Genomic DNA, 16,156 nt, shown 5'->3' with positions numbered 1-16,156 from the left:
CCACGCCACCACAGACCCCGCCCCCGAACCCCACACCAAGCCCCCGGAGCCCGTATGCACCTCGACCACAAGGACACCTTCCCCGAGCGGTACACCTACAGCGCCGCCGACCCGGTACGCGCCGACGGAACGCGCCGCGCCCTGCGCCTCGGCCTCGGCGGCCCGGTGGGCACCGGCAAGACCGCCACCGTCGCCGCGCTGTGCCGGGCGCTGCGCGACGAGTTGTCCATCGCCGTGGTGACCAACGACATCTACACCCGCGAGGACGCCGAGTTCCTGCTCCGCGAGGCCGTACTGCCCGCCGAGCGGATCACGGCCGTCGAGACCGGCGCCTGCCCGCACACCGCGATCCGCGACGACATCTCCGCCAACCTCGAAGCCGTCGAGGACCTGGAGGAGGCGGTCGGCCCCCTCGACCTCGTCCTGGTCGAGTCCGGCGGTGACAATCTCACCGCCACCTTCTCCAAGGGACTGGTCGACGCCCAGATCTTCGTCATCGACGTGGCCGGCGGCGACGACATCCCCCGCAAGGGCGGCCCCGGCGTCACCACCGCCGACCTCCTCGTCATCAACAAGACCGACCTCGCGCCCTACGTGGGTGTCGACCTGGAGGGCATGGCCCGCGACGCCAAGGCCCAGCGCGGCGAACTGCCCGTCGCGTTCACGGCACTGAAGTCGCCGAACGGTGTGAAGCCCGTATCGGACTGGGTCCGCGCCCGGCTGGCGGAGTGGACCGCGGGCCCGGCATGACCCTCGCGCTCCCGAAGCAGGCGGCGGGGCCGCAGGCCACCGCGGTCCCGGCAGCCGGTCTGCGTGCCACGGCCCGGATCGTCGCGCGGTCCGACGGCGGTTCGGGCACCACCCGGCTGCCGGTCCTCGACGGCGACGGCCCGCTCGCGCTGCGCCGTATCCGCACGCACGGCGACCAGGCCCGGGTCTGCGTCGTCGGCGCCATGAGCGCACCGCTCGGCGGCGACCGGCTGCGCATCGAGGCCACGGCCGAGGCGGGCAGCGCGCTGCACATCACGGCCGCCGCGGCGACCGTCGCGCTGCCCGGCCGCACCGGCGCACCGGCCACCTACGACGTCCATCTGACGGTGGGCGACGGCGCACGGCTGGACTGGCTGCCCGAGCCGCTGATCTCCGCCGCGGGCAGCGATCTGCGGATGACCACGACCGTCGAACTCGCCCCCACCGCCCGCCTGGTGCTCCGCGAGGAGCAGGTCCTGGGACGCAGCGGCGAGCAGACCGGAGCGCTGCGCAGCCGGCTCACCGTGCGCCGTGCCGGCCTTACGCTGCTCGACCAGGAGACCGCGTACGGGCCCGGGGTCCCCGGCTGGGACACCCCGGCAGTACTGGGCGGCCACCGGGCCGTCGGGCAACTCCTGGTGATCGACCGGCAGGGGGAGTCCGGGCCGGCCGAGGTACGGCTCTTGGGCGCGGCGGCGGGCGACCGGTCCGCCGACGGCGCGGGTCAGGGGGTCCTGGCGCCGCTCGCCGGTGGCGGGGCGCTGGCCACGGCCCTCGCGCCGGACGCGCTGCGGCTGCGGCGCCTGCTGGACGAGGCCGCCCGCAGCGCCGCCGCCGGGTGAGGCTCACACCTCCAGGTCGGCCTCCAGCCGGGCGAGGCGGTGGCGGGCCAGCGCGAGATTGGCGCGCTTGCGGTCCAGCACCAGATAGAGGAAGAGGCCGCTGCCGCTCTTGCCGGTGACCGGACGGATGATGTGGTACTGGGCGGTCAGGGTGATGAGCATGTCCTCGATGGAGCCCTGGAGTTCCAGCATCTCCATGGTGCGCATCTTCGCGCGGACGACATCGGTGTTGCCGGCCGCGGCGATATTGAGGTCCAGGGCCAGGTTGTCGCCGAGAGTGGCCAGCGCCATTCCGCTGGTGTAGTCGACCAGGGCGACGCCTATGGCGCCTTCGATGGTCGACATGGCGTCGGCGAGGGCGGATTCCATCTGAGCCATGAGGGGTGTGACCTTTCCGTTCTTCGAAGGTGTTGCTGCGTGGTGCGTGGTGTTGAGGTCGTAGGTGTGCGGTGAAGGAATTCCCGTGCGGGGCGCTACTGCCGGTGCGGTGCCGAGTCGACCAGGGCGCCGATGCGTTCGGCCGCCCGTCTGGCCTGCAGATGAAGCCGGCCCACGTTGGTGTCCGGGCTGGCCACGGCGGTGAGGACGGCGCGGCGGCCGGCCGAGTAGGCCGCGATGTAGCCACCGGCGCCGCGGGTCAGGGACTCCTCGAACGTCCCCTGACCGGTCGCCTCGGTGAGGCGCTTGGCGACCCCGATGGCCGCGGCGGTCAGGGCGGCGAGGCCGTCCGGTTCGATGTCCGGAAGGTCGTGGGCGATGACCATGCCGTCCACGCTCGCCACCATTCCGCCCTGGAAATGCCTCACCTGATCCCGCAGAGCGAGTAGCTCGTCCCGGATCCGGGGCTCGATCGTCATCAGTCTCCTTTTCGCGGCCAGTCGTTTGATGGCGCGCCTCATGCCGTGCACGGTCTTCGCGCGCAAGGGTTCACAGGTTTTCCTCCAGCGCCGTACGCAATCGGATCAGCAGGGCAATATCCGGATCGGCGGTGTCGAGGAGTTCCGGTACCGGTAGTTGCCAGGTCGGGGTTGCGCGCCGATCGGCGGGCTCCGGCAGGTGCCCGTCCAGGCAGGCGCCGGGCCGCCGCCGGGGGAGTGCGGCCGGCGACGGCACGCGCACGAGACCGGCCGCGGCCAGACGGCGGATGTCGAGCAGCGTCACGAACGCGGACTGGCCCAGTGAGCGGGCGAGGTCGTACGGGGTGTGCCGGCCGTCGGCCCGTTCCAGCAGCCGCCGTTGCCCGGCCGTGGCACGGGCCCGGCGGCCCGGGCGTACGGGAACGACGGGCGAGGTGTCGACCGCGGCCCAGGGCCGCAGCCGGTCCAGCAGCGCCCGGCGGCGGGCCGTGGCCTGCTGCAGGGCGGTGGCGCTGATCTGGCGCACGGACCCCAGCCAGTGGGCGGTCCCGGGGGTGAAGGAGGTGGCTTCGGGTGGCAGCGGCAGGGCGAAGAAGGCGGCGTCGAGCAGGGCCGCCAGATGACAGATCTCCAGTTCACCCTGCGTCAGCCAGCCCTCGCTGACCAGGAACTGGCCGACGCGGTGCTGGGGTCCGGCGGTGTCGACGGCCTGCCCCCAGCCCTGCTCGGGCACCTTGCCGGCCGCGGTGAGCCGCACGTCGAGCCCGGGTGCGGCGGCGCCCTCGACGCAGGTGACCGCCCCGTCGAGCAGGTAGACCGAACCGTGCGGGCCACGCAGGACGCCGGTGACGCGTTGCGCGGCGAACCGGTCGAGCAGCCCGTCCGGGACGGGCGGGCGAGGAGGTATGGGCAGGCCCATGGCTGGTTCCCTAACCGTTCGTGCGAGGTGGCGGAGCAGCGGCGTCAGGACGGGACCAGCTCCGCCGCCAGATCACGCAGCCGCAGCCGGGCGACGGCGAGATTGGCCTGCGCACGGTCCAGCCAGAGGTAGAGATAGGTCTGGCTGTCGAAGGCGGTGTGCACGAAACGGATCAAGTGGTAGCTGCCGGCGGCCGTGATGATCAGGTCCTCCAGGGCCGGACCGGAGGCGCCGCCGGTGTCGAAGGTGGCGTTGCGCGCCACGGCCTGCACGACGTCGGCGGTGTCCGCCGCGGCCGCGTCATGGTCGCCGTGCGGGGCCTGCCCGGCCGTACCGAGGGTCAGCCCGCTGGTCCAGTCGATCAGCCCGGCGCCCAGGACACCTGGTATCCCCATCGCTCGGGACAAGACCTGATCGATACCCGGCACTTCGGAACTCCTTCGCGACGGCTGTGGAGGGGGCGGCTGAGGCGCGAAAACGCCGAAGCCCTCCCGTTGTGGCAGCGTGTGGGAGAGCCTTCACGGAAGGTTACTGAAGGTGCGCGATGGGCACATGCCTCCTGGGCAGGTCTGTGGCAATTGACGTGTTCTCGCCCATCCGCGGTCCTCCGGCGGCCATCGAGTCGGGTCCCGCCTCGCCGGGACGCGACGGCGCGCGAGTCGCCCGGCCACGCGGCCGTCTCCATTCCGCCACGTCAACTGCCCCGTGTGCGGCTCTGGTTGGCAGCCACCCCGGTACGGCGTGCCGAGCCCTGCGCCGCGCACCTCTGCCCGCTCGCCTTGGCTGGAATGATGCGGTTCTGCCGCGATGTCCGGCCGTTCCGCTTTCGGAGCCCACCCGGCCTCAAAACCTACGGCTTGGTAAAGAATTGCCGGTCAAACCTGTTCAGGAGGGGCTGTAAGACGACAGGATCCCTCCGTAAGACCTGTGATCAACGCCGCCACAAGTGGCAACCGAGCAGGGGGAAACCACCACGTGAGAAGAAAAGCAGCGCTCGGCGCCGCCGGCACCCTGGTGACCGGCGCGCTCCTCACCGGAGCGATAGCCGCCACGCCCGCCAGCGCCGGCGAGCACCCGAAGACCAAGACGGCCGAAGCGCGCGGCGTTCAGACCGCCGCCGCGCGCGCGGCCAAGAAGGGCATCGACTGGCAGGATTGCCCCGCGGACTGGGGCCTGAAGTCGCCCGTCCAGTGCGGCTATGTCACCGTCCCGGTCGACTACGCCCGGCCCGACGGCCGCACCATCAAGATCGCCGTCGACCGGGCCGTCAGCACCGGCGGCAAGGAGGAGCGACAGGGCTCCCTCCTGTACAACCCCGGTGGACCCGGTGGTTCGGGCATGCGGTTCCCGACCCGTATCACCACCAAGAACCCCCTGTGGGCCAAGACCGCGAAGGCATACGACTTCGTCGGCTTCGACCCCCGGGGAGTGGGCCACTCCGCCGCCATCTCCTGCATGGACCCGCAGGAGTTCGTCAAGGCCCCCAAGGCCGACCCGGTGCCGGACAGCGAGGCGGACAAGCGCGCCCAGCGCAAGCTCGCCAAGCAGTACGCGCAGGGCTGCGCCGAGCGCAGCGGCGACCTCCTGCCGTACATGACGACCGCGAACACCGCCCGCGACCTCGATGTGGTGCGTGCCGCGCTCGGCGAGAAGAAGCTCAACTACCTGGGCGTCTCCTACGGCACCTACCTCGGCGCCGTCTACGCGACGCTCTTCCCGGACCATGTCCGCCGGATGCTCGTCGACAGTGTCGTCGACCCGTCCCGCGAGAAGATCTGGTACCAGGCCAACCTCGACCAGGATCTCGCCTTCGAGACCCGCTGGGGCGACTGGAAGAAGTGGGTCGCCGAGAACGACGCGGCCTACCACATCGGTGACACCCCCGAGAAGGTCCAGGCCGCCTGGGAGAAGCTGCGGGCCACCGCCAAGAAGGACCCCATCGGCGGAGTCGTCGGCCCCGCCGAGCTGACGGGCTTCTTCCAGAACGCGCCGTACTACGACTCGATGTGGGCCTCGGTCGCCGAGGTCTGGAGCGCCTACCTCGCCGGTGACAGCAAGCCGCTGGTCGAGAACGCCGGTCCCAACCTCAAGGACACGGCCGGCAACATCGCCTCGGAGAACGGCAACGCCGTCTACACGGCCGTCGAGTGCACCGACACCAAGTGGCCCACCAGCTGGCGGAAGTGGGACCGGGACAACACCCGCATCCACCAGCAGGCACCGTTCATGACCTGGTCCAACGCCTGGATGAACCTGCCCTGCGCCACCTGGGGGGTCAAGCAGCAGCGCCCGGTGGAGGTCGCCACCGGCAAGGGGCTGCCGAGCGTGCTGATCGTGCAGAGCGAGCGGGACGCGGCCACGCCGTACGGTGGCGCCGTCGAGCTGCACAAGCGGTTCGCGGGCTCGCGTCTGATCACCGAGAAGGACGCCGGTTCGCACGGCGTCACCGGCCAGGTCAACCCCTGCATCAACGACCGGGTCGACGCCTACTTCCTGGAGGGCAAGACCGACGCCAAGGACGTGACGTGCGCCCCGCACGCCACGCCGAAGCCGGCCAAGCCGACGGCGAAGGCCGTCGCCAAGGGCGCGGCCGACCTGCCGGCCGCGCCGTAGCGGCACGCAGGTGACACGAAGGGGCGGCCGGGAATCCCCTCCCGGCCGCCCCTTCTCGCGTTCCGCGCCGTTGGCCGAACCAGCCGCGGCGCGTCACCGTCCGCCCGCTCCCGGCGCGTCAGACCGGGAAGACCTCCGCGAAGGCGGCCCTGGTGGGGGAGTCCGCCCGGCGGTCCAGCACGGCGAAGACCACCCGGTCGAACCAGCCGGCGAAGCGGCCGTCGTCGAGCAGCGCCGCGGCGAACGCCCGTGCCACATCGGCCGGTTCGTTGCGGAAGACCCCGCAGCCCCAGGCGCCGAGCACCAGCCTGCGGTGCCCGCCGGCTGCCGCGACCTCCAGCACCCGCTCCGCACGCGCGGCCAGTGCCGCCGGCACCCGCGCCGCCTGGTCCGGCCGCTGGCGTGCGATCACTCCCGCGTTGGGCGCCGCGGCCGTCAAGAAACCCGCCTCGTACGGCACTTCGAGCAGTGTGCCCCGGTCGTCCCGGAACACCGGCACACCGGGCGAGAGGATCACCCGGTCGCTGTAGAACGGACTGGGATCGGCCCGGTGCGCCGCATAGAACTCCGGCGCCTCGCGCACGCAGGTGTAGAGCGCCGACCCGCGGCACAGCGCCTCCTCCTGGGCCTGCGCACCGTTGAGATATCCGCCTCCGGGATTGCGCGCCGAGGCGAAGTTCAGCACGGCCAGGGGGCCGCCGCCCGCCTCGGACAGCCGCCGGCCGGCGGTGAGACCGCCCTCTCCCGTCACCTCGAAGACCGTCGCGCCCGGCCCGGCAGCCGGACGCTCGACCGCGACCGGCTCCGGCCCGTACATCCGGGTCCCCGCCCGCGCCCCGTCGACCGCCGCCGCGATCTCCACCAGTCGTCCGCCCGGCGCGCGATACGCACCCGCCGCAACGATCCGTTCCGTCTCCTGCGCCATCCCGCGCAGCCGGGCGCTCATCGTCGGCACCCCCGCATCCGATCACTCATGGTGATCAAGGTACGGGCCGGACGGTGCACCGCGCGAGCGAATTGCGGCAGGTACCGGGGCGGTGAGACCCACCGTCCACCGCCCCGGGCCCCATGACGGTCAGTCGGCCGCGGCGGCGAACGGTCCGCCGGCGCCGAATGCCAGCTCGGCGAAGCGCTCACCTATACGGCGATGACCGGCGGCGTCCGGGTGGACCCCGTCGGGCAGGGGCAGTTCGGCGAAGTCCGCCTCGCCGTAGAGCGAGCGGCCGTCGAGGTAGTGCAGGTGGGGGTCGTCGGCCGCCCGCTGCGCGGTGATGCGGCGGAGCTCGTCGCGGACGACGTTCAGCGTCAGCCGCCCGGCGGCGCGCTCCGCCGGGTCTCCCACGGCCCGGAACTGCAGCCTTCCGGTACTGAAGTCCGGCATGAGGGGGCCCGGGGTGTCCTCCTGGACGGGGCACAGGACCGAGGAGACGACCAGCAGCGGTGTGCTGGGGTGGCCCTCGCGGAGGGTGTCGAGGAAGCCGTGGACCGCCGGGCCGAAGGCACGCAGCCGCATCACGTCCGCGTTCACCACATTGATGCCGATCTTGACGCTGATCAGGTCGGCGGGGGTGTCCCGCATGGCACGTGCGGTGAACGGGTCGAGCAGCGCGTTGCCGCCGAACCCCAGGTTGATCAGCTCCACGCCGGTCCGGGCGGCGACCAGCGCCGGCCAGGTCTCCGTCGGGCAGGTGGCATGGGAGCCGTGGCTGAGCGAACTGCCGTGGTGCAGCCACACCCTGCGGCCGTGGTCCGGTGCGGCCTCGACCGGGGCGTCGGTGCGCAGGGCGATCAACTCGGTGATCTCGTTGTGCGGCAGCCAGATCTCGACGTCCTTGATCCCCGCCGGCAGTGCGTCGAACCGGACGGTGCCGGCCGGTCCGGGCCGGGTGACCACGGACTGGGTGGCCATGTCGACGGTCTGCACATTGCCGCCGGAGGCGGTGGCCCGGCCGGTGAGACGGCCGTCGACGAGCAGGTCGTACCTGCCGTCGGGCAGCGGTGGAACGCCCTCGTAGACGACCTTGGTGGGGAGCGTGTCCAGCTCGACGGCGGTGGCCGCGGTACGGAAGACGAGCCGCACCCCGGCGGGCTTGGCCTCGGTCATCGCCAAGTTCTCGTCGGGGAACTGCTTGCGGGCCCAGGCGGGCAGCCGGTGCGGCAGCACGCCGCGCGCGGTGCGTTCCACATCGAGGGCGCCGCGCAGCATGCGCGCTTCGACGGGCGTGGTGATCCAGTCCGTCACATCGCCCTCCTCGGCAGGCCGGTGACGTCGTTGAGCTCGGAGTTCATGATCCCAGCCTGCCAACCGGAGGCCCATTGGGCATCCGAGTTTCCGCACCTGGCGACAGGTCTGCCGCCGGGCCGCCCTCGGGGGCCGGGCGCCTACCCCGCCTGTCCGCCGCCGTGCCCGCGCCGCCCGTTGGCGCGGGCCTGCGCCTGGGCCTCAGCCTTGGCCTCGCCCGCGTACTTGTCCACGTACTCCTGGCCGGACAGTGTGAGGATCGCGTACATGATCTCGTCGGTGACGGCACGCAGCGCGATCCGCTCGTCGGCCAGCCCCGCATAGCGCGAGAAGTCCAGCGGCGCACCGAAGCGGATGGTGATCCGCATGGCCCGCGGCAGCCGCCGACCGGTCGGCTGCGCCTCGAACGTGCCGATCATCGCGCACGGCACCACCGGCACCCCCGCCTGGATGGCCATCGAGGCGACCCCGGTACGCCCCTTGTAGAGCCGGCCGTCGTGCGAGCGGGTGCCCTCCGGGTAGATCCCCAGCAGGCGGCCCTTGCGCAGGACGGCGAGTCCCGAGGAGATCGCCGCCTGTGAGGCGCGGCCGCCGGAGCGGTCCACCGGGATCTGCCCGACGCCGCGGAAGAACGCCGCGGTCAGCCGCCCCTTCAGACCCGGCCCGGTGAAGTACTCGGCCTTGGCCAGGAACGTCACCCGGCGCGGCACGATCGCCGGCATCACGAAGTGGTCCGCGAACGAGAGGTGGTTGCCCGCGATGATCGCCGCGCCCTCCTCCGGGACGTGCTCCAGTCCCTCGATCCGCGGCCGGAACACCAGCCGCAGTAACGGCCCCAGTAGGAAGTACTTCAGCACCTGATAGAACACGGGGCGGCTCCCTCTCCCGTCGGATCGTCTCGGCGGCTGCGTCGTTCCAGGTCACGAGGGCTCCCGGATGGGCAGTGAGTGTATGGGCAACCGCCGTCGGTGGTAACACCCCCGGCCCGGATCACGCCGTCCGGGCGGGGCGGGACGGCGCCCGGAGCCGGCCGGACCGCCGCCGCACCTCGCTTTGGCATCCGCGGACAACTTTCCCCTCCCCCTGAACGAGGCCGGCCCGGCGCGCCGTACTGGCCGGCAACCGAGTCTGGACCCCAGGTTCCAGGCCGAGGACAGGGAGTCATACATGTCCCGAAAGAGAAGAGTGACGCGTCGTCAGAAGATCGTCGTCGGGATCAGCGCCGCGGCGCTGGTCGGCGGCATCGCCATCGCGACGACGGGGACCAGTCAGGCATCGGTGGCGTGCGACGGACTGGCCACCGCCCTGAGCAACAACCAGAAGTTCATCGCCGATCAGCAGGCCCGTCCCGACGCCCAGTCGGCGGCGCGGATCGCCAACCGGCAGGCCGTCATCAAGGAGATCCAGGCCAAGCAGAAGGCCGCCGGCTGCAGCGGGGGAGCGGACGGGGGCGATGCCGCGGGCGCTCCACCAAAGGCCCAGGAGCCGCCCGCCGCCGGTGAGCCGCCCGCGTCCGGGCAGCCGCCCGCTGGCGAGGAGCCGCCCGGCTCGGCGGAGCCGCCCGCAGCGGACGACCCGTCGGCCTCCGCCGCCCCGCCCGGTGGGGACGGCGACGTCGTCTGCCCCGGCTCGACGGTGACGCTCTCCGGCGAGGGCGGGGCACCGGCCGCCTCCAGCAACGAGTTCCCCGCCGGGACCAAGCTGAAGGTGACCAACCTGGACAACAACAAGTCGACGACCGTGTCCGTGACCTCGACGTCGGGCAGCTGCGTACTGCTCAACAACGCGGCGTTCGAGCAGGTACGTGAGGAGGGGAAGTTCCTGATCCGCCGCGCCCGGATCGAGCGCGTCGGGTAGTCCCGGTCCGGTGACCGGTGGCGGAGCCGCCTCCTCCGCCGCCGGTCACCTTGTCGTGTGAGCGGCCCGTACGGGCGACCTCGCGGCGTGGCCGCTTGTGCGCCGGCGTCGGGCGAGGTGGCCTGAATCCACCGAGGGTTCCGAGGAGACACCGATGCCCGTGCGCCGCCGACCCACCTCCGCCCGTGCCGCCCTGCCCGCCGCCGTGCTCGCCACCGTGTCCGCGGTGCTGGCCGGCACCTTCCTCCCCACCCCGGCGGGCGCCGCCGAGCCGCCGCCGCCCGCCGCCGAGCCGAAGTCACCCGCCGCCGAGCCGCCGCCGTCCGCCGCGCCGAAGCCGCCCGCCGCCGACCAGGGCCTGCTGCTGACCGTGTCCGGGGACGGCAACACCTGGATCCGCGGGGTGCGACTCGGCTGCCCTGACACCTACGGCAGACATCCGCACGCGCTGGCCGCGTGCAACGCGCTGACCTGGGCGCGCGGGGACTTCGACGCGCTGCCCGGGGAGCCGCACGGCTGCACCAAGCAGTTCGCCCCGGTCACCGTCAGCGCGCGGGGCACCTTCCGGGGCGCCGCGGTGGACTGGCACCAGGAGTTCGCCAACCTCTGCACGATGGACTCCGCCACCGGGCCGGTCTTCCGCTTCTGAGGGCTCTTGAGGACTTCCAGGATCCGGGAGACACCGGCGGGAGCCGCACACGTCAGCGCGCTCAGACCGGCCGTGCCGCCACGACCCCGACCGTCACCAGCGCCAGCACCACCCAACAGAACCAGAGCCAGCCGTCGGCGCCCAGCGCCACGGTGTAGGCGGTGGCCACCACCAGCCCGCCCACCGTCAGCACGGCCATCGTCCTAGCAGATCCGGGCATACCCGCAACCTCCTCATGGCGGCCGCTGAACGCTGCGCTCGCTTCGTCCGCTCACACGCCACGGGCCGCGGCCATGGGACCATCGTCCCCGGCCGCGGCCCGTACCGCCAGATGGGCGACCCGCCCGCCCGTCGCCCGACCCCCAGAAGACGGCGCTACGTGCCGACCCGTCGTCAGCGCCCCCGCGTGTTGAGCGAGGCGAGGTAGGCGTTGTAGTCGGCCAGGTCCTTGTCGCCGTTGCGCTCGGCGGCCCGGTCCGCGCGCTGCGACTGGCGCGCCTCGGACTTGTACCACTGGTAGACCAGGGCGATCAGGACCACGACGGACGGGATCTCGCTGAAGGCCCAGGCGATGCCGCCGGCGGCCTGCTGGTCGGCCAGCGCCTCGATCCCCAGCGAGGCCGGCGGGTGGACGAAGGTGTCGACCATCGGCTCCGACGCCATCATCAGCGCGATGCCGAAGAACGCATGGAACGGCATGCCCGCGAACAGCTCCAGCATCCGCATCACATAGCCCGGCCGGTGCGGCCCCGGGTCCACGCCCATGATCGGCCAGAAGAAGACCAGGCCGACCGCGAGGAAGTGCACCATCATCCCGATGTGCCCGGCCCTGGATTCCATCAGGAAGTCGAACAGCGGCGAGAAGTACAGCGCGTAGAGGCTCGCGATGAACAGCGGGATGGTGAACGCGGGGTGCGTGATGATCCGCATGTAGCGGCTGTGCAGCAGACCCACCAGCAGTTCGCGCGGGCCCTTGCGGCCGCGTCCGGCGGCCGGCAGCGCGCGCAGCGCCAGCGTCACCGGCGCCCCCAGGAGCAGCAGGATCGGCGAGAGCATGCTGATGATCATGTGCTGGACCATGTGCACGCTGAACATCGCCATGCCGTAGTCGTTGAGCTTGGTGCACATCGCCAGCGCCACGGTGAGTACGCCCAGCGCCCAGCCGACGGTCCGGCCCACCGGCCATGCGTCACCCCGCCGCCGCAGCCGGACCACCGCCCAGCCGTACAGCCCGAGCGCCAGCAGGCAGCCGACCAGAAAGAACGGATCACCACCGAACTCCAGGCCCCGCCCCAGCGTGAACGGCGGCAGATCCATGTTCATGCCGTCCATGCCGTGCCCGCTGTGATCCATCCGCTCGCTCCTGATTCGTACCAATGCTCCGGCGACAAGAGTAGAGCCGCCCCCGGCCATGGCGGTGGCCGGGGGCGGTTCGTGGAGCGCTGAACTACCGCTGGATCACAGCACGCACTCGGCCTCGTCGTAGCGCTCGGCGGGCACGGTCTTGAGGGTCTCCACGGCCTCGGCCAGCGGCACCAGCGTGATGTCCGTGCCGCGCAGCGCGGTCATCATCCCGAAGTCGCCGCGGTGCGCGGCCTCGACGGCGTGCCAGCCGAAGCGGGTGGCGAGCACCCGGTCGTACGCGGTCGGGGTGCCGCCGCGCTGGACGTGGCCCAGGATCACCGGGCGGGCCTCCTTGCCGAGGCGGTTCTCCAGCTCGACGGAGAGCTGGCGGGCGACGCCGGCGAACCGCTCGTGCCCGTAGATGTCCTTGCCGCCGACGTCGAAGGACATCGTGCCCTCGCGCGGCTTGGCGCCCTCGGCCACCACCACGATGGCGAACTTCTTGCCGGCCTCGAACCGCTCGGAGACCCGCGCCGTCAGCTCGTCGATGTCGAAGGGCCGCTCCGGCACCACGATCGCGTGCGCACCGGCCGCCATGCCCGAGTGCAGCGCGATCCAGCCGGTGTGCCGCCCCATCACCTCGACGATCATCACCCGCTGGTGCGACTCGGCGGTGGTCTTGAGCCGGTCCAGCGCCTCGGTGGCGACGCCCACCGCGGTGTCGAAGCCGAACGTCACATCCGTGACCGCGATGTCGTTGTCGATGGTCTTCGGTACGCCGACGATCGGCAGCCCGGCGTCCGACAGCAGCCGCGCCGCCTTGAGCGTGCCCTCGCCGCCGATCGGGATGATCGCGTCCAGGCCCAGCTCCGCGACGTGCCCGCGGGCCCGCTCGACACCGTCCCGCAGATGGGCGGGCTGCACCCGCGACGACCCCAGGATCGTGCCGCCGCGCGCCAGGATGCCGCCGACGGCGTCGAGGTCGAGCTTGCGGTAGTCGGCCTCCAGCAGGCCCTTCCAGCCGTCGCGGAAGCCGATCACCTCATCGCCGTGATCGGCGGTGGCGCGGTGGACGACGGAGCGGATGACGGCGTTCAGTCCGGGGCAGTCGCCGCCGGAGGTGAGTACACCAATGCGCATTGCTCGAAAAACCTCTGCAACTCAACCGGGGGCCCGGACCCCGTCGTCCGGTTGGATTCCGCACACCCTACAAGCGCGAAGGCGGCGGGTACACGTACGCCCGCAGTGCGGGACTGCGGGCGTACGAAAAGGGGGTGATTCGGGCGAATCGGATTAGGCGGGCTGGGTCGCCGCGGCGATCCGCTCCTGGCGCAGCGCCTCGTACCAGCGGTCGTCCACCGGAGGGAGCGCGTTGACGTCCAGCGCCAGCTTGATCAGCAGGTCGGCGATGTGCGGGTTGCGGGCCATCACCGGGCCGTGCATGTACGTACCGAAGACGGTGTCGTTGTACGCGCCCTCGTAGCCGTCGCCGACGCCGTTGCCCTTGCCGAACCGCACCTTGGCGAACGGCCGGGCGGTCTTGCCCAGATGCGTGACGCCCTGGTGGTTCTCGAAGCCGGTCAGCGGCGGCAGCCCCAACTTCGGGTCGATGTCGGCCAGTACGTCGCCGACGCAGCGCTCGCCCTCGCCGCGGGTGCTCACCACGTCCAGCAGCCCCAGGCCCTGCTGCCGCTCGCCCAGGTCGTTGATGAACTCATGGCCCAGGATCTGGTAGCCGGCGCACACCGAGAAGACGATCGCGCCGTTGGAGACCGCGCGGGACAGACCGCCGTCGCGGATCAGCCGCTCGGAGGCCAGCCGCTGCGGCCGGTCCTCCCCGCCGCCGATCAGGTAGATGTCACCGGAGGTGGGAATCTGCTGGTCGGAGCGTACGTCCAGACGCTGGACGTCCAGACCGCGCTGGCGCGCCCGCCGCTCCACCACCAGGGCGTTTCCCTGGTCGCCGTACGTGCTCAGCAGGTCCGGGTAGACCCACACCAGGCGCAGGCTGTTGTCACTCATGCTCGCTCGTCCTTGTCCGTAACGTCCGTGGACCGCACTCAGTTGCCCACGCGGCGGCGCAGGTCCTGGAAGGCCGTGTAGTTGGCGATGACCTCGATCCGGCCGGGCGGCGCCATCCGCACCGCCTCGTCGACGTTCTCGCACACCTGGAAGTCGAGCCCCGCGACCTCCAGGCGCACCGCCAGGTCCAGCTTGCGGTCGCCGATCACGAAGAGCGGGTGTCCGGCCAGCCGGGTGTAGTCGACGTCCCACAGCCAGGAGGTGTCCGTGCCGTCCGCGCCGCGCGCGTTCACCGACATGATCACCGGGGTCGGCGGCGGGTCGATCAGCGAGAACGTCTCCAGCCAGCCGGCCGGGTTCTTCGCCAGCAGCAGCCGCAGCTCGCGCTCCATGAAGCTGACCACGTCATAGCGGCCGGCCACCGCCTGCACCGAGAACATCCGCTCCAGGGCCACCTGCGGCGGCACCCCGAAGGCGGCGGCGACCGCGGCGGAGGTGGTGGCGTTCGCCTTGTTGGCGCGGCCGGGCAGCTGCAGCTTGATCGGCCAGGCGCTGCCGTGCGGGTCGAGGACGTGATCACCGGAGAGCGCCCAGCTGGGCATCGGGCGGCGGAAGCCGCACTCGCCGCAGAACCAGTCGTCGCCCGGGCGCTGCATCACGCCACCGCACGACGGGCAGGACCAGGCGTCGTCCTTCCACTCCTGGCCGGCCGCGACCCACACCACGTTCGCGGACGACGAGGCCGCCCAGACGATCAGCGGGTCGTCCGCGTTGGCGATGATCAGCGCCTTGGAGTCGGCCAGGCCCTCGCGCCAGCGCTCCGCCAGCATCCGGGTCTCGGCGGCGCGGTCGAGCTGGTCGCGCGAGAGGTTCAGCAGCGCTATGGCCTTCGGCGTCACATCGCGTGCCACACCGGCCAGGTACTTCTCGTCGACCTCGATGACGCCGTACTTGGCGTCCGAGCCGCCGGCCAGCGCGGAGGTGATGCCCGCCGGCATGTTGGCGCCGAGCGCGTTGGAGACCACCGGGCCGCTGGCCCGCAGTGCCTCCGCGATCAGCCGCGTCGTGGTGGTCTTGCCGTTCGTCGCCGACACCAGGATCACGTCCAGGTGCCGGGCCAGCCGCGCGAGCAGGTCGGGGTCGAGTTTGAGCGCCACCCGGCCACCGATCACCGATCCGCTGCCGCGGCCCGCCGCGCGCGATACCGCCGCCGCGGCCTTGCCTGCCGTCACGGCCAGCTTGGCCCGCGGCGACAGCGGCTCCGTGTTGCCTGCCATCGTCCTTGATCCTCCTTGCGTCCGGCGCCCCCCTGCGGTGTGGCTGCCGGTGGAACGCCTCCTCCGCCGCCGATGACCGGCCGGAGGCTTCGGTCGGGGATCAGCCTATCGAGATCCGGCCGCGGGCCCGAACCCCGCCACCCGTGCGACGTCATCCGGTGTTCATGGGACCGTACGCTTGGCCCCATGCGCTCCCGCACCATTCCCGGTAGTTCCGGCCGTCTCCGCCCGATGCGCCTGCTCGGCGATCCGGCCCTGACCGATACCTGTCAGGACGCCACCGCCTTCGACGGCGAGCTGGCCCGGCTGGTCGAGGACATGTTCGCGACGATGTACGCAGCCGACGGCGTCGGTCTCGCCGCCAACCAGGTCGGTGTCCCGCTGCGGGTGTTCGTCTACGACTGCCCCGACGACGAGGACGTCCGCCATCTGGGACATCTCGTCAACCCCCGGCTCGTCGAGGTCGACGGGCCGGTCATCCGCGGGCCGGAGGGCTGCCTCTCGCTCCCCGGAATCGAGGCGGGCACCCCGCGCCACGACCGCGCCGTGGTGACCGGTTTCACCGTCACCGGCGAGCCGAGGACGGTGACCGGCACCGGGTACTTCGCCCGTTGCCTCCAGCACGAGTGCGACCACCTCGACGGCCAGCTGTACGTCGACCGGCTCACCGGCCTGCGCCGCCGCCGGGTGCTGCGCACGGCGGCCAGGTCTCCCTGGGCGGCGCGCGCCGCGGCCGCGGAGGCGGCGGCCGCCCGCTGAGGCGACGGGTGCCGCCGGGCCGCCG

18 protein-coding genes are annotated in these 16,156 nt (G+C 72.1%); 6 read left to right on the top strand and 12 right to left on the bottom strand.

The features are described from left to right. Positions 1–54: 54 nt before the first annotated feature. Complete coding sequence (gene ureG, locus AC0680_RS14850; RefSeq protein ID WP_384489647.1) at positions 55–750, top strand: urease accessory protein UreG; 696 nt, start codon at positions 55–57, stop codon at positions 748–750. Then, on the top strand, positions 747–1,592 hold the full coding sequence (locus tag AC0680_RS14845) for an urease accessory protein UreD (RefSeq protein WP_478628272.1): 846 nt from the start codon (positions 747–749) through the stop codon (positions 1,590–1,592). The genes ureG and AC0680_RS14845 overlap by 4 nt, the downstream gene beginning before the upstream one ends. Before the next feature lie 3 nt (positions 1,593–1,595). On the opposite strand, the gene AC0680_RS14840 is transcribed toward AC0680_RS14845, so the two are convergent. The 4 genes from AC0680_RS14840 to AC0680_RS14825 all read right to left on the bottom strand — a co-directional run bounded on the left by AC0680_RS14840 (position 1,596) and on the right by AC0680_RS14825 (position 3,796). After that, entirely contained in the window at positions 1,596–1,970 is a 375-nt protein-coding gene (locus tag AC0680_RS14840) for a roadblock/LC7 domain-containing protein (protein ID WP_393500838.1), read from the bottom strand. A 95-nt stretch (positions 1,971–2,065) separates the two neighbouring features. After that, on the bottom strand, positions 2,066–2,449 hold the full coding sequence (locus tag AC0680_RS14835; RefSeq protein ID WP_478628269.1) for a roadblock/LC7 domain-containing protein: 384 nt from the start codon (positions 2,447–2,449) through the stop codon (positions 2,066–2,068). 70 nt (positions 2,450–2,519) lie between these two features. Beyond that, the gene (locus AC0680_RS14830) at positions 2,520–3,368 is read right to left on the bottom strand and encodes a hypothetical protein (RefSeq protein WP_478628267.1); all 849 of its coding nucleotides are present in this window, start codon (positions 3,366–3,368) and stop codon (positions 2,520–2,522) included. 44 nt (positions 3,369–3,412) lie between these two features. Then, a complete protein-coding gene (locus tag AC0680_RS14825) occupies positions 3,413–3,796 on the bottom strand; it encodes a hypothetical protein (protein ID WP_468985101.1) in 384 nt (127 codons plus the stop codon). Between the two features lie 547 nt (positions 3,797–4,343). Here AC0680_RS14825 and AC0680_RS14820 point away from each other — a divergent pair. Then, entirely contained in the window at positions 4,344–5,981 is a 1,638-nt protein-coding gene (locus tag AC0680_RS14820) for an alpha/beta hydrolase (RefSeq protein WP_478628264.1), read from the top strand. Between the two features lie 118 nt (positions 5,982–6,099). Here the strand turns inward: AC0680_RS14820 and AC0680_RS14815 are convergent, their stop codons facing one another. The 3 genes from AC0680_RS14815 to AC0680_RS14805 form a co-directional block, all read right to left on the bottom strand. Then, positions 6,100–6,927 (bottom strand): TIGR02452 family protein, encoded by an 828-nt coding sequence (locus tag AC0680_RS14815; RefSeq protein WP_478628556.1) that lies wholly within the window; start codon positions 6,925–6,927, stop codon positions 6,100–6,102. Between the two features lie 129 nt (positions 6,928–7,056). Then, a complete protein-coding gene (locus tag AC0680_RS14810) occupies positions 7,057–8,187 on the bottom strand; it encodes a GDSL-type esterase/lipase family protein (RefSeq protein WP_478628553.1) in 1,131 nt (376 codons plus the stop codon). 176 nt (positions 8,188–8,363) lie between these two features. Continuing rightward, the gene (locus AC0680_RS14805; protein ID WP_478628262.1) at positions 8,364–9,092 is read right to left on the bottom strand and encodes a lysophospholipid acyltransferase family protein; all 729 of its coding nucleotides are present in this window, start codon (positions 9,090–9,092) and stop codon (positions 8,364–8,366) included. A 298-nt stretch (positions 9,093–9,390) separates the two neighbouring features. Between AC0680_RS14805 and AC0680_RS14800 the strand changes: the two genes are divergently transcribed. After that, on the top strand, positions 9,391–10,080 hold the full coding sequence (locus AC0680_RS14800) for a hypothetical protein (protein WP_478628259.1): 690 nt from the start codon (positions 9,391–9,393) through the stop codon (positions 10,078–10,080). 154 nt (positions 10,081–10,234) lie between these two features. Next, positions 10,235–10,729: an SSI family serine proteinase inhibitor gene (locus tag AC0680_RS14795; RefSeq protein WP_478628257.1), complete on the top strand. Its 495-nt coding sequence runs from the start codon at positions 10,235–10,237 to the stop codon at positions 10,727–10,729. A 61-nt stretch (positions 10,730–10,790) separates the two neighbouring features. Here the strand turns inward: AC0680_RS14795 and AC0680_RS14790 are convergent, their stop codons facing one another. The 5 genes from AC0680_RS14790 to AC0680_RS14770 all read right to left on the bottom strand — a co-directional run bounded on the left by AC0680_RS14790 (position 10,791) and on the right by AC0680_RS14770 (position 15,372). Further along, entirely contained in the window at positions 10,791–10,949 is a 159-nt protein-coding gene (locus tag AC0680_RS14790; protein WP_478628254.1) for a hypothetical protein, read from the bottom strand. A 173-nt stretch (positions 10,950–11,122) separates the two neighbouring features. After that, the gene (locus tag AC0680_RS14785) at positions 11,123–12,082 is read right to left on the bottom strand and encodes a cytochrome c oxidase assembly protein (protein ID WP_478628251.1); all 960 of its coding nucleotides are present in this window, start codon (positions 12,080–12,082) and stop codon (positions 11,123–11,125) included. A 105-nt stretch (positions 12,083–12,187) separates the two neighbouring features. Next, entirely contained in the window at positions 12,188–13,213 is a 1,026-nt protein-coding gene (locus AC0680_RS14780) for a 6-phosphofructokinase (protein ID WP_478628250.1), read from the bottom strand. A 153-nt stretch (positions 13,214–13,366) separates the two neighbouring features. Beyond that, positions 13,367–14,095 carry a type 1 glutamine amidotransferase gene (locus tag AC0680_RS14775; protein ID WP_384434810.1) on the bottom strand — a complete coding sequence of 243 codons (729 nt, stop codon included), beginning with the start codon at positions 14,093–14,095 and terminating at the stop codon, positions 13,367–13,369. Between the two features lie 38 nt (positions 14,096–14,133). After that, the gene (locus AC0680_RS14770; protein ID WP_478628245.1) at positions 14,134–15,372 is read right to left on the bottom strand and encodes a MurT ligase domain-containing protein; all 1,239 of its coding nucleotides are present in this window, start codon (positions 15,370–15,372) and stop codon (positions 14,134–14,136) included. A gap of 186 nt (positions 15,373–15,558) precedes the next feature. Between AC0680_RS14770 and def the strand changes: the two genes are divergently transcribed. Beyond that, positions 15,559–16,131, top strand: coding sequence for a peptide deformylase (gene def / locus AC0680_RS14765; protein ID WP_478628242.1), 573 nt, complete (start codon positions 15,559–15,561; stop codon positions 16,129–16,131). Positions 16,132–16,156 lie beyond the last annotated feature (25 nt).

This window comes from Streptomyces sp. NPDC043738 (assembly GCF_056436545.1).
Note: the sequence above shows the minus strand (reverse complement) of the source record. Positions and strands in the feature narration are given on the sequence as shown.

Bases quoted from the DNA above. Each gene is read 5' to 3' on its own strand.
- ureG (WP_384489647.1), top strand. From the start codon at position 55: ATGCACCTCGACCACAAGGACACCTTCCCCGAGCGGTACACCTACAGC.
- AC0680_RS14845 (WP_478628272.1), top strand. From the start codon at position 747: ATGACCCTCGCGCTCCCGAAGCAGGCGGCGGGGCCGCAGGCCACCGCG.
- AC0680_RS14840 (WP_393500838.1), bottom strand. From the start codon at position 1,970: ATGGCTCAGATGGAATCCGCCCTCGCCGACGCCATGTCGACCATCGAA.
- AC0680_RS14835 (WP_478628269.1), bottom strand. From the start codon at position 2,449: ATGACGATCGAGCCCCGGATCCGGGACGAGCTACTCGCTCTGCGGGAT.
- AC0680_RS14830 (WP_478628267.1), bottom strand. From the start codon at position 3,368: ATGGGCCTGCCCATACCTCCTCGCCCGCCCGTCCCGGACGGGCTGCTC.
- AC0680_RS14815 (WP_478628556.1), bottom strand. From the start codon at position 6,927: ATGAGCGCCCGGCTGCGCGGGATGGCGCAGGAGACGGAACGGATCGTT.
- AC0680_RS14810 (WP_478628553.1), bottom strand. From the start codon at position 8,187: ATGCTGCGCGGCGCCCTCGATGTGGAACGCACCGCGCGCGGCGTGCTG.
- AC0680_RS14800 (WP_478628259.1), top strand. From the start codon at position 9,391: ATGTCCCGAAAGAGAAGAGTGACGCGTCGTCAGAAGATCGTCGTCGGG.
- AC0680_RS14795 (WP_478628257.1), top strand. From the start codon at position 10,235: ATGCCCGTGCGCCGCCGACCCACCTCCGCCCGTGCCGCCCTGCCCGCC.
- AC0680_RS14790 (WP_478628254.1), bottom strand. From the start codon at position 10,949: ATGCCCGGATCTGCTAGGACGATGGCCGTGCTGACGGTGGGCGGGCTG.
- AC0680_RS14785 (WP_478628251.1), bottom strand. From the start codon at position 12,082: ATGGATCACAGCGGGCACGGCATGGACGGCATGAACATGGATCTGCCG.
- AC0680_RS14780 (WP_478628250.1), bottom strand. From the start codon at position 13,213: ATGCGCATTGGTGTACTCACCTCCGGCGGCGACTGCCCCGGACTGAAC.
- AC0680_RS14775 (WP_384434810.1), bottom strand. From the start codon at position 14,095: ATGAGTGACAACAGCCTGCGCCTGGTGTGGGTCTACCCGGACCTGCTG.
- AC0680_RS14770 (WP_478628245.1), bottom strand. From the start codon at position 15,372: ATGGCAGGCAACACGGAGCCGCTGTCGCCGCGGGCCAAGCTGGCCGTG.
- def (WP_478628242.1), top strand. From the start codon at position 15,559: ATGCGCTCCCGCACCATTCCCGGTAGTTCCGGCCGTCTCCGCCCGATG.